Source organism: Streptomyces bottropensis ATCC 25435 (assembly GCF_000383595.1).
Classification (GTDB): domain Bacteria; phylum Actinomycetota; class Actinomycetes; order Streptomycetales; family Streptomycetaceae; genus Streptomyces; species Streptomyces bottropensis.
Map to the genome: position 1 here is coordinate 6,271,372 of NZ_KB911581.1, position 23,217 is coordinate 6,294,588.

21 protein-coding genes and 1 riboswitch are annotated in these 23,217 nt (G+C 70.7%); of the genes, 1 reads left to right on the top strand and 20 read right to left on the bottom strand.

The window, feature by feature from the left end:
• Window positions 1-2: 2 nt before the first annotated feature.
• The 3 genes from STRBO_RS0128010 to STRBO_RS0128020 form a co-directional block, all read right to left on the bottom strand.
• A complete protein-coding gene (locus tag STRBO_RS0128010) occupies window positions 3-719 on the bottom strand; it encodes a DUF6250 domain-containing protein (protein WP_005484583.1) in 717 nt (238 codons plus the stop codon).
• A gap of 212 nt (window positions 720-931) precedes the next feature.
• Complete coding sequence (locus STRBO_RS0128015; RefSeq protein WP_020115182.1) at window positions 932-1,933, bottom strand: M23 family metallopeptidase; 1,002 nt, start codon at window positions 1,931-1,933, stop codon at window positions 932-934.
• A 4-nt stretch (window positions 1,934-1,937) separates the two neighbouring features.
• A riboswitch (cyclic di-AMP (ydaO/yuaA leader) is annotated at window positions 1,938-2,097 on the bottom strand.
• Window positions 2,098-2,399: 302 nt separating this feature from the next.
• Entirely contained in the window at window positions 2,400-4,475 is a 2,076-nt protein-coding gene (locus STRBO_RS0128020; protein WP_005484586.1) for an alpha-galactosidase, read from the bottom strand.
• A 222-nt stretch (window positions 4,476-4,697) separates the two neighbouring features.
• Here STRBO_RS0128020 and STRBO_RS0128025 point away from each other — a divergent pair, with 222 nt between their 5' ends.
• Window positions 4,698-5,495, top strand: a complete 798-nt coding sequence (locus STRBO_RS0128025) for a tyrosine-protein phosphatase (protein WP_005484588.1) — start codon at window positions 4,698-4,700, stop codon at window positions 5,493-5,495.
• A gap of 69 nt (window positions 5,496-5,564) precedes the next feature.
• Here STRBO_RS0128025 and STRBO_RS40670 read toward each other — a convergent pair whose 3' ends face one another.
• From STRBO_RS40670 to STRBO_RS0128105, 17 genes are all read right to left on the bottom strand, one after another.
• Complete coding sequence (locus STRBO_RS40670; protein WP_037627579.1) at window positions 5,565-5,687, bottom strand: DUF6126 family protein; 123 nt, start codon at window positions 5,685-5,687, stop codon at window positions 5,565-5,567.
• On the bottom strand, window positions 5,684-6,316 hold the full coding sequence (locus tag STRBO_RS0128035) for a helix-turn-helix domain-containing protein (RefSeq protein WP_005484591.1): 633 nt from the start codon (window positions 6,314-6,316) through the stop codon (window positions 5,684-5,686). The genes STRBO_RS40670 and STRBO_RS0128035 overlap by 4 nt, the downstream gene beginning before the upstream one ends.
• Window positions 6,317-6,420: 104 nt before the next feature.
• The gene (locus tag STRBO_RS0128040) at window positions 6,421-7,830 is read right to left on the bottom strand and encodes an aspartate aminotransferase family protein (protein ID WP_005484593.1); all 1,410 of its coding nucleotides are present in this window, start codon (window positions 7,828-7,830) and stop codon (window positions 6,421-6,423) included.
• Window positions 7,827-9,806, bottom strand: coding sequence for a 1-deoxy-D-xylulose-5-phosphate synthase (dxs, locus tag STRBO_RS0128045; protein ID WP_005484598.1), 1,980 nt, complete (start codon window positions 9,804-9,806; stop codon window positions 7,827-7,829). The genes STRBO_RS0128040 and dxs overlap by 4 nt, the downstream gene beginning before the upstream one ends.
• Before the next feature lie 41 nt (window positions 9,807-9,847).
• Window positions 9,848-11,005 carry a flavodoxin-dependent (E)-4-hydroxy-3-methylbut-2-enyl-diphosphate synthase gene (gene ispG / locus STRBO_RS0128050; RefSeq protein WP_005484601.1) on the bottom strand — a complete coding sequence of 386 codons (1,158 nt, stop codon included), beginning with the start codon at window positions 11,003-11,005 and terminating at the stop codon, window positions 9,848-9,850.
• A gap of 4 nt (window positions 11,006-11,009) precedes the next feature.
• Window positions 11,010-12,041 (bottom strand): adenosyl-hopene transferase HpnH, encoded by a 1,032-nt coding sequence (gene hpnH / locus STRBO_RS0128055; protein WP_020115183.1) that lies wholly within the window; start codon window positions 12,039-12,041, stop codon window positions 11,010-11,012.
• Between the two features lie 5 nt (window positions 12,042-12,046).
• Entirely contained in the window at window positions 12,047-12,691 is a 645-nt protein-coding gene (locus STRBO_RS0128060; protein WP_005484604.1) for a phosphorylase family protein, read from the bottom strand.
• Window positions 12,691-14,685 (bottom strand): squalene--hopene cyclase, encoded by a 1,995-nt coding sequence (gene shc, locus STRBO_RS0128065; protein WP_005484606.1) that lies wholly within the window; start codon window positions 14,683-14,685, stop codon window positions 12,691-12,693. The genes STRBO_RS0128060 and shc overlap by 1 nt, the downstream gene beginning before the upstream one ends.
• Before the next feature lie 137 nt (window positions 14,686-14,822).
• Window positions 14,823-15,896 carry a polyprenyl synthetase family protein gene (locus STRBO_RS0128070; RefSeq protein WP_245170627.1) on the bottom strand — a complete coding sequence of 358 codons (1,074 nt, stop codon included), beginning with the start codon at window positions 15,894-15,896 and terminating at the stop codon, window positions 14,823-14,825.
• 68 nt (window positions 15,897-15,964) lie between these two features.
• Window positions 15,965-17,392 (bottom strand): hydroxysqualene dehydroxylase HpnE, encoded by a 1,428-nt coding sequence (gene hpnE, locus STRBO_RS0128075; RefSeq protein WP_005484608.1) that lies wholly within the window; start codon window positions 17,390-17,392, stop codon window positions 15,965-15,967.
• On the bottom strand, window positions 17,389-17,529 hold the full coding sequence (locus STRBO_RS46085) for a DUF6380 family protein (protein WP_381210594.1): 141 nt from the start codon (window positions 17,527-17,529) through the stop codon (window positions 17,389-17,391). Before STRBO_RS46085 ends, hpnE begins: the two co-directional genes overlap by 4 nt.
• Window positions 17,529-18,479: a presqualene diphosphate synthase HpnD gene (hpnD, locus tag STRBO_RS0128080; RefSeq protein WP_005484609.1), complete on the bottom strand. Its 951-nt coding sequence runs from the start codon at window positions 18,477-18,479 to the stop codon at window positions 17,529-17,531. The genes STRBO_RS46085 and hpnD overlap by 1 nt, the downstream gene beginning before the upstream one ends.
• Window positions 18,476-19,378 (bottom strand): squalene synthase HpnC, encoded by a 903-nt coding sequence (hpnC, locus tag STRBO_RS0128085; protein ID WP_005484610.1) that lies wholly within the window; start codon window positions 19,376-19,378, stop codon window positions 18,476-18,478. Before hpnC ends, hpnD begins: the two co-directional genes overlap by 4 nt.
• Window positions 19,379-19,794: 416 nt before the next feature.
• Window positions 19,795-20,562 (bottom strand): ABC transporter ATP-binding protein, encoded by a 768-nt coding sequence (locus tag STRBO_RS0128090; protein ID WP_005484611.1) that lies wholly within the window; start codon window positions 20,560-20,562, stop codon window positions 19,795-19,797.
• Window positions 20,555-21,484, bottom strand: coding sequence for an ABC transporter permease (locus STRBO_RS0128095; RefSeq protein WP_028796886.1), 930 nt, complete (start codon window positions 21,482-21,484; stop codon window positions 20,555-20,557). Before STRBO_RS0128095 ends, STRBO_RS0128090 begins: the two co-directional genes overlap by 8 nt.
• A gap of 95 nt (window positions 21,485-21,579) precedes the next feature.
• Window positions 21,580-22,452 carry a glycosyltransferase family 2 protein gene (locus STRBO_RS0128100; protein ID WP_020115185.1) on the bottom strand — a complete coding sequence of 291 codons (873 nt, stop codon included), beginning with the start codon at window positions 22,450-22,452 and terminating at the stop codon, window positions 21,580-21,582.
• Window positions 22,453-22,460: 8 nt separating this feature from the next.
• Entirely contained in the window at window positions 22,461-23,189 is a 729-nt protein-coding gene (locus tag STRBO_RS0128105) for a CDP-alcohol phosphatidyltransferase family protein (protein WP_005484614.1), read from the bottom strand.
• Between the last annotated feature and the right edge of the window lie 28 nt (window positions 23,190-23,217).

The following is a 23,217-nucleotide window of genomic DNA, read 5'->3' on the forward strand; positions in this document are numbered from 1 at the left end:
CCTCAACGGCGACCGCGCAACCTCCACACCCGGAAGTCCTCGATCCGGAAATGGCTCCAGGTGGTGCGGAAGGCGAAGTGCCCACTCGTGTACGGCGCGGGATCGACGTAGTCGAACACGAGCCGGCCGTTGTTCCACCACCGGACCGTCGACCCGTCGGAGACGATCCGCACCTGATGCGGCGCGTTCGCGACGAGCAGCGGCTCGGTGTAGTCGTGGATCAGTGGCCGCACGCCCGCCTCACCGACGTACCGGCGCAGGCGTGTCGTCGTGTTCGTGTTGGCGCCGTACCCGACGTAGTACGTCTTCAGGTGGTCGTACTCGGCGAGCGCGCCCGAACGCGGGGTGGCGAGGAGATCACCGGGTGAGCGCACATCGACGGCGTTCCAGAAGTTGTTGAGGTCGGAGACCCGGTCGTTGGCCCCGCCCGCCGAGATGGGCGTGGCCGTGTACTCGACGACGTACGGCCCTTCCAGTCTTCGCTTGAACCAGACCGTGGCCCCGGCCGGCACGTCGACCTCCAGCACACCCCGCGAGGCGGCGACCACCCCGCCCCTCTCCAACTCCACGGCCCACTGCCCGAGCCCGTGCCGGAAGTCGTCGGCGGCGATCAGCCGGCCCCGCCGCGGACGCGGGTGCGCGGCCGCCGTCCCCGCCGGAGCGAGCGCCGCGAGGGCGGCGCCGGCGGCGAGGGCTCCGAAAGCTCTACGGGTGGTCATGACACTCCTGTCCCCGGTGGAAGGAAAGCGGAACGACGCCGCGGCGCGACGCAAAACCCGGATCCCCCGCATAGAAAGCGCTTACGGAGATCACTGTGTACTCCCGTTCGCCCCCTGTCGAGGCTTCGGTCGGCCATGCCACAGGACCGCAACACCGAAGGCCGGCCCCCAGGAAGCGGGGCCGGCCTTCGGCGTGATGGAGGAGTGGAGCCTCAGACGCTGACGCCCTTCGAGCGAAGGTAGGCCAGCGGGTCGAGGTCCGAGCCGTAGGAGGGCGTGGTGCGGATCTCGAAGTGCAGGTGCGGCCCGGTGACGTTGCCGGTCGCGCCCGAGAGGCCGATCTGCTGACCGCCGCTCACGGCCTGCCCCGCGGAGACGGAGATCGAGGAGAGGTGGGCGTACTGGGCGTAGTAGCCGTCGGCCAGCCGGATGACGACCTGGTTGCCGTACGCACCGCCCCAGCCGGCGGAGACGACGGTGCCCGCGCCCACGGCCTTGAGGGCGGTCCCGGTCGGGGCCACGAAGTCGACGCCCGTGTGGTAGCCGCTGGACCACATGCTGCCGGCCCTCTTGTACGGGGTGCCGACGGTGGCGCCCTGGATGGGCAGGCTGAAGCCGGAGCTGTTGGCCGACGAGGACTGGCCGTTCGACGTGGAGGTCGACGCCTGGGTGTCCTTGGCCTCCTGCTTGGCGGGCGCGGAGGGCTTCGGCGACGGCGAGGACTCGGCAGGCTTCGAGGACTGCGACAGCTGCGGCTTCGACGACTGCGACGTACCGCCCGACGCGGCCTGCCCGCCTATCGACAGCTTCAGACCGGGGTGGATCAGCGACGGGTCGGAGCCGATGGCACCGCGGTTGTCCGAGTAGAGGCGCTTCCAGCCCCCGTCGACGTCGTGCTCGTCCGCGATCTTCGCGAGGTAGTCGCCGACCTTCACCGAGTAGGTCTTGGCGGTCTTCTTGGTGGCGGTCCGCTCGGCCTGCGCGGCCTTCTCCACCTGCTCGATCCGCGCGCCCGCCTCGGCCGCGGCCTGCTCGGTGGCGATCGTGGCCGTCTTCTCGGAGGCTCCGGACACGGCGGCCGTCGGGGTTGCGGCCTGGGCGCCGGCGGCTCCGACCAGCGGCAGGGCGAGCGCCGCACCGCCGGTCCCGGCGGCGGCGATCGAACGGGTGAAACGCTGGGACTTGGGACGGCGGTGCTTACCCTTCGCGGGCATGGCGAATTCCTCTCCGGCGCCTACGAGGTGAGCTGTCGGGTGCGGACTGGAGATGTCCGGCCGTGCTCGCTGCACGGCTTTACCCCTAGCCGTTCCGGAGACCGGAACAGGCGGTGATTCCTGTGGGTCCCCCGCTCCTGCCGTGGATCGGGTCGGTGTGCGGCTCCGGTCGGCGGCAGGATTGGGCGTCCGTCCGGATTGACGCCGAACGTAAGCGACTTGTGCCCACAGAGACAACCATTGGGACTTCCTGTGCACCTTCCTACCTGATCCTTACATCAATCCACCATCACGCTCCGTCGAAGACCGGTCCTGAGCATTTCCCAACCGCCCTGGAAACATGCGCGAATTACGTGCACATGGCGACAGCGGAACGTCACGAGTATGACGCTGCTCACGCCCCTACGTGCCAGTAGGCTTTATTCCAGGGCTTGTTGGAATTACAGCTGCATTTCGGACAGATCGCTCAAGTGCGACGCAGGTGGATAACCGTCGCATCGAAGTCACCGCGCAGCCCCGTCGGCAACCCGTGGTGCAACAGAACGCCCCCTCGGTGCACTTCGCCCGTTTCGCGGCACTCATACACTTCTGTCGGGTCCAGCCCGCGCAGCCGGAGCGGAGCGGGCGGCTCGCCGTAGTGCTGGGCCTGGAGCCAGGCCAGGACCACGACCTCGTCGTCGAGGACGTACTGCACGGCGCTCAGTCCACCTGTCGGCGGGCGCAGCCGGTAGAGATCACCGCGCTGCACGACCGGCCGGATGCGCTTGTACAGCTCGACCCAGCTCCCCGCCTCTGCCAGCTCCTCCTCCGTCCACTCGGTGAGGTCGCCGCCGACGCCGAGCACACCCGCCATGGCGCTGACGAAACGGAACCGCAGGGTGCTGACCCGGCCGTTGAGCTGGTTGTTCGGGCTGTCGGTGACCCATGCGGCCATGGTCCGGGCCGGGTGGATCTGACTGAAGCCGTGCTGGATGGCGAGCCGGTCGAGCGGGTCGGTGTTGTCCGACGTCCACACCTGGTCCGTCCGGGCCATCACCCCGAGGTCGATACGACCGCCGCCGCCGGAGCACGACTCGAACGCCACCCCCGGATGCGCGGCCCGCAGCCGGTCCAGCAGGGCGTAGAAGGCGCGCACGTGCTCGACCCACAGCTTCTGCGGATACGGCTCGCCGGGCCAGCCGGCATCCGTGAAGCAGCGGTTGAAGTCCCACTTCACATAGTCGATCGGCGCACTGGACAGCAACGTGTCCAGCTTCTCCCAGAGGTACTCCTGGACGTCCTCGCGGGCGAGATTGAGGACGAGCTGATTGCGCAATTCCGTCCGCTTTCGTCCCGGCTGGAACTGTGCCCATTCGGGATGCGCCCGGTACAGCTCGCTGTCCGGGTTGACCATCTCGGGCTCGACCCAGATACCGAACTGCATACCGAGGGCGTGCACGTATTCGGCGAGGGGCTTGAGCCCCTTCGGGAAGCGGTCCGGGTTGGGCGTCCAGTCGCCGAGGCCGGCCCGGTCGCTCGTACGCGCCCCGAACCAGCCGTCGTCCACGACGAACAGTTCGACCCCGATGGCCGCCGCGCGTCGCGCGAGCGTCCCCTGCTGCTCCTCGGAGATGTCGAACTCGGTGGCCTCCCAGGAGTTGAAGAGCACCGGCCGGTCCTGGTCCGCGTCCGGGATGACGTACGTCCGCTGGTACGCGTGCCAGGCGCGGCTCGCCCCGCCGTGGCCGCCGTCGCTCCACAGGCCGGCGAAGACGGGCGTGGTGAACGCCTCCCCCGTCTCCAGCCGCAGCAGACCGGACTCGTCGTACCCGGCGCCGCCGGTGATCTGTACGCGGGCGTCCGGCAGTTGTGCGACCGCGATCCGCCAGGACCCCGACCAGCCCAGGGCGCAGCCGTAGACCTCGCCGTGCTCCTCGGTGGCATCCGTGTCCAGGGCGACCCAGGGCAGGTGCTGGTGCCCGGTGTGGCCGCGGCGGCTGCCGATGACCTTCTCGCCGTAGGTGAGGTCGCCGCGCACGAGCCGGGACTCGGCCGCCCATCGTCCGTGCAGCTGGGACAGCCGCCAGGTCTCGTCCGCGCGCGGTGGCAGCGTCCACGTCGCCGAGTCGGCCCGCAGCAGCTCCACCGCCGGCCCGTCGTTGACCAGGGTCACCCAGCGCTCGATGACGTCGTCGCGCAGTCGGTAGTGCAGCGTGATCCCGAGCGCGCCGTCGGCGAATCGCAACCGCAGCTCGTCACCGTCCGCCTCGTACTCCCGGAAGGTCCACTCGGTGCCGCGCCGCTCGTCCGTGCGCACGGACAGGGCGGGTCGGGTGAAGCGAGGACCGCCCTCGAGGGGGTACTCCTCGTGTCCGTCGACCGGGGCCTCGAACGGCCAGTACGGCAACTGCTGTCGCGCGGCCAGCGCCTCGGCGTCGGCGAGGGCGATCCGGGGACCCCAGTGCAGGTGCAGCAGCTCGTCGTTATCCGTGAGCCGCAGGGCATAGCTGCTCCTGGGCCCGGAAAGAATCCAGGTCCGGCCGTCTGTGCCGATTTCCAACATCAAGCCCCCACAGATTCGAACAGGTGCGATCAGGCGGCAACATCATCGCAGGTCGCTCCGCGCACTCGACGGCGCCTGTGGACAACCTCGGACGGGCACGCCGCGACCGCCTGTGGACAACTCATTGGCGTACGCACCCATGTCGTATCGTCGAGGGCGCGCTCAGTGTCGAGGGCGTGCCCGTCGGTGATGCCGCCGGCGGACGGATGGGAGGGAGCCCCAGTGACGCAGCAGATCCCGTCGACCGAGCCCGAGCTGACCGGAGTGCGCAATTTCCGCGATGTGGGAGGCCTGCCGACGGTGGACGGCCGCCGAGTGCGTCACGGGGTCCTGTTCCGCAGCGGGCACCTCGCGCACGCCACCGACGAGGACACCGCGTTCCTGGCCTCGCTCAACCTGCACACGGTCTTCGACTTCCGCAACGCGGCCGACCAGAAGCTGGAGGGCCCGGACGTCGCGCTGCCCGGCGTGCTCAATGTGAACCTGCCGCTGAGCGACCCGGCGGACGGCGCCGAGTTCTGGAAGATGGTCCGGGACGGCGACCTGGACCATCTGCGCGCCCTGCTGGGCGACGGCAGAGCGGCCGGCCGGATGATCGCCTCCTACCGGACGATGATCAAGCGCCGCACGGCCGAGCACTCCCGTGTCCTGCACGCCCTGGCCGAGGACAGTGTGCCCGCGCTCATGCACTGCGCGGCGGGCAAGGACCGCGCGGGGCTCGCCATCGCCGTCACGCTTCTCGCCCTCGGCGTCGAGCGCGAGGCCGTCGTCACCGACTACCTGGAGTCGAACGCCAAGCACCGCCGCTACAAGGTGCACCGCAGCAGCAGTTCCGCGAGCGCCTGGTCCCCGGAGATCATGGAGCTGCTGAGCCCTCTCTTCGACGCCCGCGCCGAGTATCTCCAGGCGGCCTTCGACACCCTGGAGGAGACCTGGGGCGATGTCGACACCTATCTGGAGCAGGGCCTGAAGCTGACCCCGCAGACCCGGGAGCGGCTGCGCGAGCGCCTGCTCGACTAGGCCGGGGCCGGATCGTGGCCGGGAGCAGTCGGCCGCGCGGAACAGCCGTCCCCACCGGTCGCCCGGTGGCTACTGCTGGGCGCCGAGTTCGAACAGCAGGTAGATGAAGGCCGCGAAGACATGGCCGACGGCGATGTAGATGATGAGCCGCACCCACAGGGCGCGGGGGAACTTCTCTTCCATATCGGTCATGGGGTCTCTCCGGGAGTGATCGGCCCGAGGCACAGCGCGGTCGTCGGGCTCTGCAGCAGGGTGTGGACGAACAGGAGGTCGGCGCCGTCGTGGTCGGCGGCGGCGATGCGGTGCGGGGTCAGGGAGTCGAAGTGCGCGCTGTCACCGGGCGCGAGCAGATGCGCGGTGTCCCCGAGGCGCAGCCGCAGCCGCCCCGACAGCACGTAGAGCCACTCCTCGCCGGGATGCACCCGCACGATGTCGCCCTGCGAGCCGTGCGGCACATGGACGCGCAGGGCCTGCATCCCCCGCCCGGACGCGCCCGCCTGCCAGTACGTCCAGCCGCCCGCCCGGGTGGGCTCCATGTCGGGGGCCCGCAGCACGGCGTCCCGCTCGGCGACGGTCTCGCCGAGCAGCTCCGAGACCGTCGTACCGTAGACGCGGGCCAGGGAGAGCAGCATCGGCAGTGAGGGCTGGCGCTGCCCGGTCTCCAGCCGGGAGAGATGTGCGGGCGAGAGTCCGGCGGCGCGGGCCGCGGCCTCCAGGGTGAGGGAGGCCCGGCGGCGCAGGGCCCGCAGCTGCGGGGCGACGACGGGCAGTGCCTCGTCCGGCGGGGGCTCGGGAGGGTGCGTACCCTCGGAGGGGCTCATGCCTCCATTCAGCCGAAGTTTTGCCTCTGCGGCAAATTCCTTGCCTCAGAGGCAAAAACGGCCCACAGGCAACGCAGGCACCCGCACTCGCCCGCACCGGCCTTCTACCGGTTGGCCACCGCCTGCTTCACCAGAGTCCTGCCGAAGTCCCACATGAGTCCGCCCCCGCTGTGGGCGTCGTCCATGACCTCGGTGAACGCCTCGACGAACCGGTCCACCTCCCGTTCCCCGATGATCAGGGGCGGGATCAGCTTGATCACCTCCAGATGGTCGCCGGAGACCTGGGTGAGGATGCGGTGCCGCTGCAGCAGCGGTACGACGACCATCTGCGCGAACAGTCCCTTGCGAGCCGCCTGGAGCATCGTCCAACGGCTGCGCAGCTTCAGCGATCTGGGCCTGCCGAACTCGATGCCGATCATCAGCCCCCGGCCCCGTACGTCACTGAGCAGCTCGTACTTGTCGACCAGTGCCGTAAGACGGGCTTTCAGCAGTCCGCCGGTGGCCCGCGCGTTCGCCACGATCCGCTCGTCCTCCACGACGGAGAGGACGGCGAGCCCGGCGGCCATGGCCTGGGCGTTGGAGCCGAAGCTCGCCGAGTGCACGAGAACGCGGTCCATGGACGAGTAGACCTTCTTGAAGATCCACTCCTTGCCGAGCGTGGCGCCGACCGGGACATAGCCGCCGGAGAGCGCCTTCGCCACGCACACCAGATCGGGCTCGACCCCGTCCTCGTGCTGGTGGGCGTAGAAGTCCCCGGTCCGCCCGAGCCCGGTCTGCACCTCGTCGAGGATCAGCAGCGCCTTGTGCCGGTGCAGCAGTTCCCGGGCGGCGCGCAGATAGCCGGGTGGTGCCTCGTGCACGCCCTTGCCCTGGACGGGCTCGACGACGAGGGCGGCCACGTCGCCCTTCTTCAACTCCCTCGCCAGCGCGTCGAGATCGCCGAGCGGTACGGCCGTGTCGGGCAGCAACGGTGCGAAGCCGTCCCGGAAACCGTCCTCGCCGTTGACGGAGAGCGAGCCGGTGGTGAGCCCGTGGAAGGCATGGTGGCAGTACAGGACGCGCGGCCTGCCGGTGGCGTACCGGGCGAACTTCAGCGCGGTCTCGACGGCCTCCGTGCCGCTGTTGCCGAAGAACACCCGGTCCAGGTACGGACTGTGGGCGAGCAGCTTCTCGGCGAGCAGCCCGGGCAGGGGCTGGCAGTCGAAGCGGGTCAGGTCGGCGAGCTGCGCGTCGAGCACGTCGTGCAGCGCCTTGCGGACCACGGGGTGGTGGCGGCCGAGCCCCATCACCCCGAACCCGGCGAGCATGTCCAGGTAGTCGTTGCCGTCCGCGTCCCAGAAGTACGCGCCCTCGGCCCGCTCGTAGACCTTGTCGAAACCGATGGTGCGCAGCATGCGCGGGAGTTGGTGGTTGAGGTGCCGGGCGTGCAGCTCGTAGCGCTCCGCGCCGCGCTCGGCCAGGAGTCCGGCGAGGTCGAACCCCTCGGTGACGGCGGCGGGTTCCGGAGTGGTCATTGCGGTTTCTCCTCGGACGGCTCGGCCTCGGACGGCTTCGCCACAGACGGCTCGGCCTCGGACGGCCCCGCCACAGGCAGGTTTCCCTTCGCCGACTCGCCCTTCGCGGCCAGCGAGGCGCTGATCCGCCCGGCGATCTCGACCGGCGTCAGACCTATGTCCGCCAGCACCTCCCCGCGCTTGGCGTGCGGGAGGAACTGCTCCGGAATCCCGAACCGCCGTACGGGCACGTCGACCTCGGCGTCCCCCAGCGCGAGGGCGACCGCCGAACCGACCCCGGCGGACCGGCTGTTGTCCTCCACGACGGCCACCAGACGGTGTGCGTCGGCGAGCCACGGCAGCGCGGGGTCGACGGGCTTGACCCAGCGGGGGTCGACGACCGTGCAGCCGATGCCCCGCGCCTGAAGCAGCTCCGCGGCCCGCAGACACACCGACGCCATCACGCCGACGGCGACCAGCAGTACCGCCGGATCGTCCGAGGAGGCCGAGCGGTGCAGGACGTCCATGCCGCCCACCCGCTCCAGGGACGGGATCTCCGGCCCCACCGACTCCTTCGGAAACCGGATCAGCGTGGGGGCGTCGTCCACCGCGACGGCTTCCCGCAACTGGGTCCGCAACTGCTCGGCGTCGCGCGGGGCGGCGATCCGCAGCCCGGGTACGACCTGGAGGACAGACATGTCCCACATGCCGTTGTGCGACGCGCCGTCGACACCCGTCACACCTGCGCGGTCCAGGACGAAGGTGACCCCGCACCGGTGCAGTGCCACGTCCATCAGCAACTGGTCGAAGGCCCGGTTGAGGAAGGTCGCGTACACGGCGACGACGGGGTGCAGTCCGCCCGTGGCGAGGCCGGCCGCCGACACGGCGGCGTGCTGCTCGGCGATGCCCACGTCCCACACTCGGTCGGGGAACTTCTCCGCGAACCGGCCGAGGCCCACCGGGTGCAGCATGGCCGCCGTGATGGCCACGACGTCCTCGCGCTCGTCGCCGATCCGGACGATCTCCTCGCCGAAGACCGAGGTCCAGGACGGTCCGCCGGCCGGGGTGAGCGGCTCGCACGTCAACGGGTCCATCACGCCGACCGTGTGGAAGTGGTCCTCCTCGTCGGCCAGCGCGGGCTCGTATCCCCGGCCCTTCTGCGTCAGGCAGTGCACCAGGACCGGGCCGTGGAAGCGCTTGGCGCGGCGCAGCGCCGACTCGACGGCCTTGATGTCGTGCCCGTCGATCGGGCCGACGTACTTCAGGCCCAAATCCTCGAACATGCCCTGCGGCGCGAACGCGTCCTTGAAGCCCTTCTTCGCGCCGTGCAGCGCCTCGTAGACCTCCTTGCCGACGACCGGGGTGCGCAGCAGGATCTCCTTGCCCCAGGCGAGGAACTGCTCGTAGCCGTCGGTGGTGCGCAGGGTCGCGAGGTGGTTGGCGAGGCCGCCGATGGTCGGGGAGTACGAACGTTCGTTGTCGTTGACGACGATGATCAGCGGCCGGTCCTTGGCCGCCGCGATGTTGTTGAGCGCCTCCCAGGCCATGCCGCCGGTGAGCGCGCCGTCGCCGATGACCGCGACCACATGGCCCCGCTCCCCCCGCACCTGGCGGGCCTTGGCGAGGCCGTCCGCCCAGCCGAGGGCGGTGGAGGCGTGGCTGTTCTCGACGATGTCGTGCTCGGACTCCGCACGCGAGGGGTACCCGGACAGGCCCCCCTTGCCGCGCAGTTTGGAGAAGTCCTGCCGCCCGGTCAGCAGCTTGTGCACATAGCTCTGGTGACCGGTGTCCCAGACGATGCGGTCGACGGGTGACTCGAAGACCCGGTGGAGCGCGACGGACAGTTCCACCACCCCCAGGTTGGGCCCCAGGTGACCACCGGTCCTGGCGACCGCGTGCACCAGGAACTCCCGGATCTCTTCGGCCAGTTCACCGAGTTCCGCCTCGGTCAGCGCCTTCAGGTCGCGCGGTTGCCGGATGCTCTCCAGAATCGTCACGTCGGGCCCCCTCTCGATCCGTGCTCTCTCAGCCCGTGTTGTCAGCTCACGGTGACCGCCGGTTCCCCCGACGCGACGCCGTCCCGTTCCATCCGCTCGGCGATCTTCATCGCCTCGTCGATGAGGGTCTCCACGATCTTCGACTCGGGCACGGTCCTGATGACCTCGCCCTTCACGAAGATCTGCCCCTTCCCGTTGCCGGAGGCGACCCCCAGGTCCGCCTCCCGCGCCTCCCCGGGTCCGTTGACGACGCAGCCCATGACCGCGACCCGCAACGGCACCTCCATGCCCTCCAGCCCGGCGGTGACCTCGTCCGCCAGCCGGTACACGTCGACCTGCGCGCGCCCGCACGAGGGGCACGAGACGATCTCCAGCCGCCGCTGCCGCAGGTTCAGCGACTCCAGGATCTGGATGCCGACCTTGATCTCCTCGACCGGCGGAGCGCTCAGCGACACCCGGATCGTGTCGCCGATCCCCTCGGCGAGCAGCGCCCCGAAGGCGACGGCGGACTTGATCGTCCCCTGGAAGGCGGGACCGGCCTCGGTCACCCCGAGGTGCAGGGGGTAGTCGCATCGGGCGGCCAGCTGCCGGTACGCCTCGATCATCACGACCGGGTCGTTGTGCTTGACCGAGATCTTGATGTCCCGGAAGCCGTGCTCCTCGAACAGCGACGCCTCCCACAACGCGGACTCCACCAGCGCCTCGGGCGTCGCCTTCCCGTACTTCTGCAGGAGCCGCCGGTCGAGCGAGCCGGCGTTGACCCCGATCCGGATCGGGGTCGCGTGGTCCTTCGCCGCCCGCGCGATCTCCTTGACCTTGTCGTCGAACTGCTTGATGTTGCCCGGGTTGACCCGCACCGCCGCGCAGCCGGCCTCGATCGCCGCGAACACGTACTTCGGCTGGAAGTGGATGTCGGCGATCACCGGGATCTGCGACTTGCGGGCGAGGGCGGCGAGGGCGTCCGCGTCGTCCTGCGTGGGGCAGGCGACGCGGACGATCTGGCAGCCGGACGCGGTGAGTTCGGCGATCTGCTGCAGGGTGGCGCCGATGTCCGACGTACGGGTCGTCGTCATCGACTGCACCGAGACGGGGGCTCCGCCTCCGACCGCCACCGACCCCACCTGGATGCCTCGCGACACGCGCCGCTCGGCGATCGGCCGGACCGGTACCTCGGGGACGCCCAGCGACACGGCGGTCACGGCGTCACCCCTGGTTCCCGTGGTTGCCGGAGACCGTCTCGCGCATGGCGCGCAGGGACTCCTTCAGGGAGCCCATGGTGGCGAGGACCGCGGTCGGCTCGTAGCCGCAGTGCGCCATGCAGTTGGCGCAGCGCGGGTCCTTGCCCCGGCCGTACGCGTCCCAGTCGGTGTCCTCGATCAGTTCCCGGTACGTGGTGACGTACCCGTCGCTCATCAGGTAGCAGGGCTTCTGCCAGCCGAAGAGGGAGTAGTTGGGGATCGCCCACGCCGTGCACGGGAAGTCGACCTTGCCCTCCAGGAAGTCGAGGAACAGGGGCGAGTGGTTGAGCCGCCAGCGCCGCCGGTTGCCGCCGGAGAAGGCCTTCTTGAACAGTTCGCGGGTCTGCTCGACGCCGAGGAAGTGCTCCTGGTCGGGGGCCTTCTCGTAGGCGTAGGCGGGCGAGATCATCATCTCGTCGACCTGGAGGTCGTCGTTGAGGAAGTTGAGGACCTCGATGATGGTCTGCGGGGTGTCGGTGTTGAAGAAGGTCGAGTTGGTGGTCACCCGGAAGCCGCGCCGCTTGGCCTCCTTGATGGCGGCGACCGCCTCGTCGAACACCCCTTCCTTCGCCACCGACTCGTCGTGCCGCTCCCGCAGACCGTCGATGTGCACGGCGAACGCGAAGTACGGCGAGGGCTTGAACTTCTCCATCTTCTTGCGCAGCAGCAGGGCGTTGGTGCACAGGAAGACGTACTTCCTCTTGGCCACCAGCTGCCGGACGATCTCGTCGATCTGGGGGTGCATCAGGGGCTCACCGCCGGCGATCGACACCATCGGCGCACCGGACTCCAGGACGGCGCCCACGGCCTGCGCCACCGGCATGCGCTGCTTGAGCACGCCCGCCGGGTGCTGGATCTTGCCGCAGCCCTCGCACTTCAGGTTGCAGGCGTAGAGCGGTTCCAGCTCGACGATCAGCGGGAACTTGTCCCGCTTGCGGAGCTTCTGTTCAGCGAGATACGTCGCCACCTTGATGGACTGGCGGAGCGGCATGGCCATCTGGCTCACCTCCTGGGGAGCAGCAAGGAACGGTGCCATTCGTAGTAAGCGGGAAGGACGGCACGAAGAACGCGGAAGGCTGATATTCCACCGCGTACCGTGCCGATCCGGACCAGTTCATGCTCTGGAGCGTCCACGACCACCCGGACGGCCGCAACCGGGCGTGCGCCGGATCTCACGGCGCAGTGGAGCGTGACGGCGGACTCCATGTCGACGGCGAGTGCGCCGGTCGCGTGGAGATCGGACCGTTCCTGGCCGCGTACGACGTGGTCGGACCCGGTGAGCGGGCCGGTGTGGACCGCCCGTCCTGGCACGGCGCGCTCCAGCTCCTTGACCAGGCGTCCGGTGGAGACGCAAGGAGTCACGGCGCCACCCGGCCCCCAGGTCTCCTCGGCGACGACCAGGTCGCCGGGGTGCATGCCCGGGGCGAGTCCGGCGCAGAACCCGGTGGCCAGTACGGCCGCCCCGCGCAGCCCCGGGTCGGCGAGCAGTCGGGTGACCGACCGCTCGGCGGCCCTCGGCCCCATGCCGGTGCGCAGGACGGTGACCGGGCCTCCGGCGCCGCCCCGGTCGCCGCTGCGCAGGGCGAGCTGTTCGATGCCGAGCGCGCAGGCGATCAGCAGCGGGGCCGGGGCGGAGGGCGCGTCCATCAGCGTCCCCCGGGCTTCAGGAGGGCCGGCTCGCCGTGGACGTACCGGCCGAGCGCGGTGAGCGGGAAGACCTGGCGGTAGAGGTGGTAATTGATCGAGAAGTCCCAGGGGAACCCGGTGCCGGTGAAGTACGGCTCGTCCCAGGAGCCGTCCTCGCGCTGGGTCCGGGCCAGCCACTCGACGCCGCGCTCGGTGGCCTTGGTCTGCCGCTCCCCCGCCGCCAGCAGCGCGAGCAGCGCCCACGCGGTCTGGGAGGCGGTGGAGGCGCCCTTGCCGCCCCATTCGGCGGGGTCTCGGTAGGAGCGCAGGTCCTCGCCCCAGCCGCCGTCGTCGTTCTGCACGGTCTCCAGCCAGGACACGGCGCGGCGGATCGCGGGGTGCGCGGCGGGCAGCCCGGCGGTCACCAGGGCGGGGACCACCGACCCGGTGCCGTAGACGTAGTTGACGCCCCAGCGGCCGAACCACGCGCCGCTGGCTTCCTGTTCGGCGAGCAGCCACTCGATGCCGCGCCGGGTGCGCGGGTCGTGGGACAGGCCCTCCGCCGCGAGCATCTCCACCACGTGCGCGGTGACGTCGGCGGACGGGGGATCGATGACCTCGCCGAAGTCGCAGAACGGCAGCCGGTTGGGGAACGGGCTGGTGTTGTCGGCGTCGAACGCGCCCCACGCCCCGTTCCGGGACTGCATGCCCAGGGTCCAGCGCACCCCGCGCCGCACCGCCTTCGCCACCCGCTCGGGGTCGTGGTGCTTGACCCGGCGCAGTGCGAGGACGACCTCGGCGGTGTCGTCGATGTCGGGGTAGTTGTCGTTGTGGAATTCGAACGCCCAGCCGCCGGGCGGGAGTTGGGGCCGCTTCACCGACCAGTCGCCGGGGCGGACGATCTCCTCACCGAGCATCCAGTCGGCGGCCTTGACCAGTTGGGGGTGGTCGGCGGGCAGGCCGGCGTCGGCGAGGGCGATGGTGGCGAGGCAGGTGTCCCACACCGGGGACTGGCACGCCTCGATCATCCGGGCCCCGTCCTCGCGCCACACCGCGAACCGGTCGAGGGACTCCAGCCCGGCCCGCATCACGGGGTGCCGGAGGTCGTAGCCGAGCAGGTGCAGCGCGATGATCGAGTACACGGCGGGGGGCTGGATGCCGCCCCAGCAGCCGTCGTTCTCCTGACGCTCGACGATCCAGCGGGCCGCTCGGTTCATGGCCGCCCGGCGCAGCCGCCTCGGCGCCACCCTGTGGTAGCCGTGCAGGGCCCGGTCGAGCCGCTGGAAGGCGCCCTCCCAACTGCCCAGCGGATCCAGGGGGCTGGGCGGATTGGGCCGCCCCGAGTCGGTGTGCAGCTCGTCGAGCGGGAACGGCGCGGGCCGCACCGGGCGCTTGGCCGAGACGACGGTCAGCGGCACGATCGTCTGGCGGGCCCAGCAGCCGAAGTCGTAGATGTTCAGCGGCATCCAGGAGGGGAAGTAGAGGATCTCCGGCGGCATCTCCGGCAGGTCGTCCCACTTCCACCAGCCGAACAGCGCCAGCCAGATACGGGTGAAGACCCGGGCGGCGGCGATCCCGCCCCGCTCCCGGATCCACGCCGACGCCCGCGCCATGTGCGGCTCGGCCGGGTCGTCCCCCGCCAGCCGCAGCGCGACGTACGCCTCGACGGTGGCGGAGAGGTCGGACGGGCCGCCGTAGAAGGTGGCCCAGGTGCCGTCCGGGCGCTGCTCGCCCCGGATGTGGAGCGCGGCGGCACGCGTGGTCCTGTCGTCGCGGATGCCCAGGAACTGACGGAGCAGCAGGTCCTCGGCGTCCATGGTGACGTTGGTCTCCAGGTCGCCCTTCCACCAGCCCTGGGCGTCCTGTCGGGAGAGCAGGAGGTCGGTGGCACGCCGTACGGCGTGCACGGCAGCCTCCTGGACCCCTGCCGCCACAGGAGTGCCGTGGTCGGTGTCGCTGGCCGAGGGGGCGCGGGGCGGCAGGGCCCCGGTGCTTCCGTCGGTCGTCGCTGTCATGGCTTCCCCTTCGTGCAGTGGACGGATCTCTCTGCGGTGGGTCAGCCGTCGGCCGGTGCGTGTCCGGTGACGGGCACCGGCCGGCGACTACGCGAGCACTATTCGACCGGCGAAGGTCGACTCCTGGGCGATGGCGGTCATCTCTTCCGTACGACGACGAAGTCGGCGAGCGCCGCGAACTGCTCCCGCACCCGCTCCGGCATCCGGATCGAGTCGAGCGCCTCGACGGCGATCGTGTGCTGGCGGCGGGCCTCCTGGGCGGTCCACTCCCGGCCGCCCGCCTCCTCGATGAGGGCGGCGCGCACGGCGAACTCCTCCTCGGAGAAGTTCTCGAAGTCGCTGCTCTTGGCGTCGGCGGCGAGGAGTTCACCGAGCTGTTCGGAGGCCGGGCCGCCGGCCGCGAGCGCGGCGACGACCGGCAGGGACTTCTTGCGCTGGCGCAGATCGCTCCAGGTCTGCTTGCCCGTGGAGACCGGGTCGCCCCAGATGCCCAGCAGGTCGTCGACGGCCTGGAAGGCGAGGCCCAGGTGGTAGCCGTACTTCTCCAGGGTGTCGGCGGTGTGGTCGTCCGCGCCGCCGAGGACGGCGCCGATGGAGCACGCGCAGGCGAGGAGGGCGCCGGTCTTGTTGCCCTCCATCTCCAGGCACTCCTCGACGGTGACCCGCTCGCGGTGCTCGTAGGAGATGTCCTGGGCCTGCCCGTCGATGAGCGCCCGGGTCGCGGTGGTGACGCGGCGGGTGGCGCGGGCCGCCTCGGCGGTGCCCAGTTCGAGGAGGATCTCGTTGGCGAGGACCATCAGGGCGTCGCCGACGAGGATGGCCTGGGCGGGGCCGTGGACCTTCCAGACGGTGTCGCGGTGACGGCGCTGTTCGTCGCCGTCCATCAGGTCGTCGTGCAGCAGCGAGAAGTTGTGCACCAGCTCCACCGCGACCGCGCCGGGGATGCCGGTCTCGGGTGCGGCGCCGGTGACCTCGGCGGACATGACGGCGAGCGCGGGGCGTACGGCCTTGCCGCCGTCGCCGTCCGCCGGGTTGCCGTGGGCGTCGATCCAGCCGAAGTGGTAGGCGGCGACGGTGTCCATGGGGGGCGCCAGCCGGTCGACGGCCGCCCGCAGCACGGGTGTGGCCAGGGTCCGCCCGCGCTCCAGGAGCGCGGTCACGTCCACCGCGGTCCTCGCGGCGGCCGTCACGGCCGGGGGCACAGTGGGCACAGTCTCTCCAGATGTCGATGTGTTCGTGGTACCGAGAGTGCGGGAACCGTTTCTGCGCGCGTCGAGCCTCACGCGGCCTCCTCGAAGTCGAAGAGGTGGTCCCGGGGCCGGCCCAGAGCGGCGAGGGCGGCGTCCGCCGCGCCGATGCCGCTGCGGACCGCACTCTCCATGGTCGCGGGCCACCCGGTGGCGGTCCACGCTCCGGCCAGGTACAGGCCGGGTGCCTTGGTGCGGGCGCCGGGCCTGAGCCGTCCGACGCCGGGGGTGGGAGCGAACGTCGCCGTGCGCTCCCGGGTCACGAAGAAGTCCCGCACCCGCGCGTCGCGCGCGGCGGGCAACAGCCGTTCCAGCTCGGGCAGATAGCGCGCGCGCAGTGCGGAGACGGGGGTGTCGATCTCGTCCTGGGCGGCAGACTGCGACAGCGCCAGATACTGCCCCTCGCGCAGCCCGGACGCCTCGGTCCGGTCGAAGACCCACTGCACGGGCGAGCCGAGCGCCGCGAAGAACGGCTTGCTCAGCACCCTGCGGTCGTACACGACATGGACGTTGAGGATCGGGGCGGTGCCGATCTCCAGCAGCCGTCCGGGCTCGTCGAGCGCGCCCTCGGGCAGCAGGTCGTACGTCTCGCGCTGCGGTACGGCGAGGACGACCGTGTCGGCGTCGAGGCTCTCGCCGGGCGTCTCGACGCGCCAACTCCCCTTCCCCGCGGCGGAGACGGAGGTGACGCGGGTGCGCAGTACGGTGCGGACGCCCGCCGAGTCCAACGCCTTGCGGGTCAGCCGGTCGTGCAGTTCGCCCAGCGGGACATGCGCCCAGCCGATGTCGGCGGCGCCCGGCTCGGACAGCAGGCCGGTCTTGAACACCATCGCGGCGAGTCCGAGGGAGGCGTCCCGGGCGACCGCGTTGAGGGTGGCGACCCCCACGAGGTCCCACAGCGCCTCGACGGCCCGCGCCGACTGGCCGTGCGCGGTCAGCCAGCTGCCGAAGTCCCCTTCGTCCAGGGCGGGATCGGCGAGGTCGAGGGCCTTGAGCGCCAGTGCGGCCCGCCCCACCTTCGCGCGCTCGGCGAGCGAGAGGTGGGTGTACGTGGCGAGACTGCGCCCCAGGTGCAGGGGGACGGGCAGCGCGTCGCGCCGCAGTCTGCCGAGCCGTCGCCCGGGCCTGCCCCCGGCGTCGAGAACCGGCACGTCGAGACGATCCTGCAAGGGCGCGAGCGCGGCAGCGTCGACGCGGTCGAGGAACCAGCGGTAGGCGGTGCAGCACCGCAGATACACATGCTGTCCGTTGTCGACGGTCAGGTCGCCGCGCTGGAAGGAGAAGGCCAGACCGCCGAGGCGGGGCCGTCCCTCCAGGAGGGTGACCCCGACGCCGGCGTCGGCCAGCGAGAGCGCGGCGGTGACACCGGCCAGTCCCCCGCCGACCACCACGGCCGTGCCGCGGGGCCGGTCCGTACGATCCTCGTCCGGCAGTCCCTCGGACTGCGCGCCGTCGGTCATCGTGCACCCTCCCCTGCCGGTCCGCCGGGGTGCCGCATCCCGCCGCGGAGGACCGTCGCAGTCAGGGACGCCGCGGTGGTGCGGAGGGTTGCGTACCGCTTTTCCCCGATGGGTTCGTCTTGGAGCGAATTGTCCATCAGACGCGCCTCCTGACGGTTCGGCGCGACACATGGCGGGCGTCGAGACCGGAGAGGCCGCGTACGGCGACGTACGCCTTCTCGCGGCCGGGCAGCGAGACCCGGCCGCGCAGCACGGCCTCCGGCTCGCGCTCGATGCGGTCCAGCAGACGGCGGTAGATGCCCGCCATGGCCGCCACGCAGGCGCCGCTGCGGCGGTCGAGCATCGGCAGCAGCCGGTAGCCCTCGGCGAACAGGGCGCGGGCACGGCGCACTTCGAAGTGCACCAGACCCGCGAAGTCGGAGTCGGCCGGTGGGAGAGGCCCGGCGAACCCGGCCGAGCAGCCGAACTTCGCGAGGTCGTCGGCGGGCAGGTAGGTGCGGCCGCCCACCGCGTCCTCGCGAACGTCCCTGAGGATGTTGGTCAGTTGGAGGGCGAGCCCGAGGGTGTCGGCGTACTCCGGAGCGCGTTCCGCGCCGCGCACACCCGGCTCGGTGCCGAAGACGCCGAGGGAGAGCCGGCCGATGGAACCGGCGACGCAGCGGCAGTAGACCTTCAGATCGTCCCAAGTCTCGTAGTGCTCGCCGCGTACGTCCATGAGGACGCCGTCGATGAGTTCGTCGAGCGCGTCGAGCGGGATCGGGAAGGCCGCCCCGGCATGGGCGAGGGCGACCGCGACGGGATCCGTGTCGTCCTCGTCGACCGAGCCGTCCCGGACCCGGGTGAGCAGCGCCCGGGTCTCCTCCAGCCGGGCCGCCTTGGCCTCGACCGCGAGCGCGCCGTCACCGATGTCGTCGACGCGCCGGGAGAAGGCGTACAGCGCGGACATCGCGCGGCGCTTGGGCGTCGGCAGCAGCCTGATGCCGTACGCGAAGTTACGGGCCTGCTGTCCGGTGACGGCCTCGCAGTAGCTGTAGGCGGCGAGTACCGGCGCGGACATGTCTGTTTCCGACTCCACGGTCCGGATCACCCCTCTCCTCGCAGGGTCGCGCCCACCTCGCGCAGCAGCCGGAGCTTGCCGGGCTCGGGCGGGCCGGGAAGTACGTCGAATTCGGCGGCGGCGATCGCGTGGAGCGCCGCCCTTCCGCCCGCCACGAACCCCGCGAGGAGCAGCCGCAGCCTGCCGTGGACGCTGCTCACGAGGGGGGCGCCGTCGCTCAGGAGCCGACGGGCGCGTTCCGCCTCGTACGCGACCAGGGCGCGCACCGACGCGCCCGCGGTGGGCGCGGCGAGGTCCCTCTCCTGGACGTGGAAGCGCTTCATGTCCGTAGCGGGGAGATAGATCCGGTCGCGGCCCAGGTCCTCGGCGACGTCCTGCAGATGCTCGACGATCTGCAGCGCGGTGCAGATCGCGTCGGAGTGCCGGACCCGCTCGGGGGTGGTGGTGCCGGTGACGGCGAGGACCAGGTGGCCGACGGGGTTGGCGGACAGCGCGCAGTAGGCGAGCAGGTCGTCGTAGGTCTCGTACCTTTTGACCAGTTGGTCCTGGCGGTTGGCGGCGATCAGGGCGAGGAACGGTTCGGGGGTGAGGCGGCGGTCGCGGACCGTGCGCCGCAGCCGGCGCAGCAGCGGGTGGTTCGGGGTGCCGTCGAAGACCCGGGCGAGGTCGGCCTCGAAGGCGTCGAGGAGGAGCGGTCGGTCGTCGGCGTCCTCGGGGGACACGCCGAGCAGGCGGGCGTCGGCGCCGCCGGGGGCGAGATCGCCGTCGCCGATGTCGTCGACGAGGCGGGCGAAGCCGTAGACGGCCATGAGGTCGTCGCGCCAGGCCCGGGGCAGGAAGAACGGGGCGACGGGGAAGTTCTCGGTCCCGGCCTTGTCGAGGGTGTCGCGCTCCGGGTCCCCGGTGCGCGCCGTCCCGGCTTCGGTCACCGCTCGTCACCCGGCGCGGGCACGGCGGAAGCGTGGTTGAGCTGGGGAGTCTCCGTAGCCATGGCCGTCACATCTCCCGTTCTACACTGCCGACCCAAGACGCACTATTTCGGACACGCCGCCCAGCGGGCGGCGTCTGCGGCGGATGCCGGGTGTCGCGCATTATGGACCCACTTGCCGCAATTCGGCACCGTTACAGCTTACGTTGTACAACGCACCATGCTCCGTCGGGGTGTCCTGCACATCACAAGAAAGCACCGATTGCCCCCAAGATTCCTACGGGCGGCCGGAGTTGGCACGGTCCTTGCCGATCCTTGCCGAAGTTGGCGTTTCCTTTGCGGACGCGGCTCCCCGGTATCCCCTGCAGACGCCGGGCCCCACCGGAACAGTTCCGGTGGGGCCCGGGTCGTTCGGGACTACTTGCCCGTGAACTTCTCGTATTCCTTCAGGACCTCGTCCGTCGGGCCGTCCATGCGCAGTTCGCCGCGTTCCAGCCACAGCACCCGGTCGCAGGTGTCCCGGATGGACTTGTTGTTGTGGCTGACCAGGAAGACCGTGCCGGCCTCCTTGCGCAGCTCGCGGATACGGGCCTCGGACCGCTTCTGGAACGCGCGGTCGCCGGTGGCGAGGGCCTCGTCGATCATCAGCACGTCGTGGTCCTTGGCCGCCGCGATGGAGAACCGCAGCCGGGCCGCCATGCCGGAGGAGTAGGTACGCATCGGCAGGGTGATGAAGTCGCCCTTCTCGTTGATGCCCGAGAAGTCGACGATGCCCTGGTAGCGCTCCCTGATCTGCTCGCGGGACATACCCATCGCGAGGCCGCCCAATATGACGTTCCGCTCGCCCGTGAGGTCGTTCATCAGGGCGGCGTTGACGCCGAGCAGCGAGGGCTGGCCGTCGGTGTAGACCTTGCCCTTCTCCGCCGGGAGCAGACCGGCGATCGCGCGCAGCAGGGTGGACTTGCCGGAGCCGTTGGAGCCGATCAGCCCGATGGCCTCGCCTCGGTAGGCGATGAAGGAGACGCCCTTGACGGCGTGCACCTTGCGCACGCCGCGCTCCTCGCCGCGCTTGACGATGCGGCTGAGGGCGGCGGTCGCGCTGCCCTTGCCGGTCTTGGCGCCGTTGACGCGGTAGACGATGTGCAGTTCGTCCGCGATGACGGTGGGGATGAGTGACTCAGCCACGGCCGTACCTCTCCTCCGCCTTCCAGAAGTACACGAAGCCGCCGAGCGCGATCAGCGCGGCCCAGCCGCCGGCGACCGCCCACACGTGCGGGGGCAGGTTCTGCGAGCCGTAGCCGTCGATCAGCGCGAAGCGCATCAGGTCCATGTAGATCGCTGCCGGGTTCCACTGCAGGACGCTGGCGATCCACTCGGGGTGGTCCTCCAGCATCACCGGGATGGAGAACATCACGCCGGAGGCGTACATCCAGGTCCGCATCACGAAAGGCATCAGCTGCGCGAGGTCCGGGGTCTTGGACCCCAGGCGGGCCATGATCAGCGCGAGGCCGGTGTTGAACAGGAACTGCAGCACCAGCACGGGGACGATCAGCAGCCAGGACAGCCGCGGGTAGCTGCCGAAGCCGACCGCCACGCAGAACAGCACGATCATCGAGAACATCAGCTGCTGGAGCTGCTGGAGCGCGAAGGAGATGGGCAGCGAGGCGCGCGGGAAGTGCAGGGCGCGCACGAGGCCCAGGTTGCCGGAGATCGCGCGGACGCCCGCCATCACGGAACTCTGCGTGAAGGTGAACACGAACACACCCGTGACCAGGAACGGGATGTACACCTCGCGTGACATGCCCCGGTCGGCGTCGAGGATCAGGCCGAAGATCAGGAAGTACACGAGCGCGTTGAGCAGCGGGGTGGCCACCTGCCACAGCTGGCCCAGCTTGGCCTGGCTGTACTGCGCGGTGAGCTTCGCCTGGGAGAAGGCGAGGATGAAGTGACGCCGCCCCCACATCTGGCGGACGTACTCCACGAGTCCGGGCCGGGCGCCGCTCACGGCGAGCCCGTACTTGGCGGCCAGTTCCGTCGCGGAGAGCCCGTCGTCGGGCGACGGACGGTCGCTCACCACAACCCTGCCGTCATGCGTTGTCTCACTCACAAATGGAAACTTTCGTCCTCAAAGTGCGCAGCCTGGTCGGACCGAGGCGGAAACCTGGGCCGGGTACGGCCGAATGCTCTCAGATTTCGAGCTTGTCAGATGACGGGCGGTCGGCCCAGTCGGGTCAGCCGCCACACCGTACGCCACTTCATGGGCCGGCGGGGGCCGCAGGGGCTCGTCCAGCCCTCCTTGAAACCGCCGAACCAGGCCTTCAGCGCGGGGCCGGAGGGCTTGCGCAGGAGGGTCAGCAGCAGCCAGACGCCCAGGTAGACCGGGACGAGCGGGACCGGGAGGTTGCGGCGCGCGAGCCAGACGCGGTTGCGCGCGACCATGCGGTGATAGACCGCGTGCCGGGAGGGGGCGGTCGTGGGGTGGTACAGCACCATGTCGGAGCGGTAGTCGATCATCCAGCCCGCGTCGAGGGCCCGCCAGGCGAGGTCGGTCTCCTCGTGCGCGTAGAAGAACTCGTCCGGGAGCCCGCCGACTTCGGCGAAGACCTGGGTGCGTACGGCGTTGGCGCCGCCGAGGAAGGTGGTGACCCGGGAGGAGCGCATCGGGTCGGCGGCCCGCAGCCGGGGGACATGGCGCCGCTGGGTCTGCCCGGTGTCCGGGTCGGCGATCCGGAAGCTGACGATGCCGAGTCGCGGGTCCTCCTCGAAGGCCCGGCGGCAGAGTTCGGCGGTGTCGTGGTGGGCGAGCAGGCCGTCGTCGTCGAGGAAGAGGAGCACGTCGACGTCCCGGCCGCTGGGGCCGAACGCCTCGATGCCCGTGTTGCGGCCGCCGGGGATGCCGAGGTTCTCGGGCAGCTCGACCGTCCGTACGCCCTCGGGGACGTCCGGGACGGGCGAGCCGTTGCCGACGACGACCACCTCGACCCGGTCGCCCTCCTGCTTGGCGACCGAGTCGAGGAGGGCGCGGAGTTCGTCGGGGCGGTTGCCCATGGTGATGATCACCGCGCCGACCTTCATGCCGCCGCTCACTTCAGCCTGCTGGAGGCCAGGATGGACACCAGGTGCAGCAGGGTCTGCAGCAGCGCGATGCCGGCGAGCACGGCGACGCCGAGCCGGGAGAAGAACAGGTCGCCCCGCATCTGGTCCAGGACCGCGAAGACCAGGATGAGCAGGGAGGCCTCGACGCCGAGGATCAGCCGGTGGAACTTCAGGGCGGCGGCGGCCCTGCGGGCCAGCGCCATGCCGGAGGAGCGCGGCTCGGCGGCCGACTCCTGGACCGGCGGCTTGCCCTGCTGGTGCCGGGCCACCCCGACGAGATCCGTCTCGGCCTTGATCAGGATGGCACCCAGCGCGGCGAGCGTGCCGAGGAAGGCCCACAGCCAGTCGATGCGGCCGGTGCCCCACAGGTCGGCGGCGCGCAGGCCGAAGCCGACCAGCACGGCCGCGTCGCAGAGGTAGGCGCCGACCCGGTCCACGTAGATGCCGGCCATCGAGTACTGCTTGCGCCAGCGGGCGATCTCGCCGTCGACGCAGTCGAACAGCAGGTACAGCTGGACCATCAGCACACCGAGGACGGCGCCCGGGATGCCCGGCACCAGCAGGGCCGGGGCGGCGAGGACGCCGAAGACGGTCATCAGGTAGGTCAGCTGGTTGGGCGTGACCCGGGTGTTCACCAGGTGCCGGTCTATCCGCAGCGAGATCTCGCGCATGTAGAGCCGGCCGGCCCAGTGCTCACCGCTCCGCCGGTCCTTCACACCCGGGGGGTGAACGACCGGGCGGAGT